The sequence below is a fragment of the Streptomyces sp. SID14478 genome (assembly GCF_010548525.1).
Taxonomy (GTDB): domain Bacteria; phylum Actinomycetota; class Actinomycetes; order Streptomycetales; family Streptomycetaceae; genus Streptomyces.
The window spans coordinates 1-619 of record NZ_JAAGMG010000816.1; the positions used below are offsets into that span (position 1 = coordinate 1).

The 619-nt window shown below is 76.1% G+C and carries 1 protein-coding gene; it reads right to left on the reverse strand.

The annotated features are described in order from the left end of the window. Positions 1-513, reverse strand: a 513-nt coding sequence (locus tag G3I40_RS26720; RefSeq protein ID WP_164304717.1) for a LacI family DNA-binding transcriptional regulator, incomplete at its 3' end; no start/stop codon positions are given. Between the last annotated feature and the right edge of the window lie 106 nt (positions 514-619).

Sequence of the window (619 nt, forward strand, 5' to 3'; positions counted from 1 at the left end):
GTCGTCGACCAGGACGCAGTCGGCGCTGAAGCCGTGCGGCGGGCGGCTGGCGACGACGACGGGGACGCCACCGGCCGCGGCGGCCGCCAGGTGGCGCTGGTCGTCGTCGGCGGGCACGACGATGATGCCGTCGACGCGGCGGGCGACCAGGTCCTCCACGAGGGCCCGCTCGCCGGCGACGTCGTGCCCGGTGTTGCCGATGACGGTCTTGAGGCCGTGCCCGGTGACGACGGCGTCGACGCCGAGCGCGAGCCGCGAGTAGAACGGGTTGGCGAGATTGGTGACGACCAGGCCGACCAGGCCCGTGCCGCCGCCCAGGCGCAGGCTGCGGGCCATCTCGTTGCGCCGGTAGCCGAGTTCGACGACGGCGGCGCGTACCCGGGCGGCGGTGTCGGGCGCCACCTTCGGGTCGTCGCGCAGGACGCGCGAGACGGTCATGGCGCTGACCTCGGCCCGCTGCGCGACGTCCCGGACCGTCGGGTGCGGGTCCTTCGCCCCGTGCGTGGCGGGCATCTGGGCCGTGCTCTCCTTCATTCGAGGACCGCGACGGCGCGCGCCGCGCCGACCAGTGCGGCGTCCCCGAGGAGCCCGGCGGGCCGCACGGCACGAGTATGCCCCG